At 65.2% G+C, this 270-nt stretch carries 1 pseudogene; it reads left to right on the top strand.

What is annotated here, in order from left to right:
• Window positions 1–270 (top strand): annotated as a pseudogene (locus tag VL15_RS38915) (IS110 family transposase); the annotation flags it as partial.

The raw sequence follows: 270 nt of genomic DNA, 5'->3' as shown, positions 1-270 counted from the left end.
CCAGCGAGAAGACGCTCGCCAATCGCCTGACCAAGCTCGCTCCTCGCATGGGCAAAGGCTTAGCGGCCGAGATCGTTCAGGCACTGAGCGAACAAGCCGTGACCGTGCCTGGCACGCAAGCCGCCACCATCGTCATGCCCCGTTTGGCCCAGCAGCTTGCGGCCTTGCGTCAGCAACGCGACGAGGTCGCTGCCGAAGTTGAACGACTGGTGCTTGCGCACCCTCTTTGGCCGGTCCTGACGCCGACTCCCGGCATGCTGGTCAGGACCG

Origin of the sequence: Burkholderia cepacia, from assembly GCF_001039005.1 — a bacterium.
Lineage (GTDB): Bacteria > Pseudomonadota > Gammaproteobacteria > Burkholderiales > Burkholderiaceae > Burkholderia > Burkholderia theae.
This window is presented reverse-complemented; position numbering and strand designations above follow the sequence as displayed.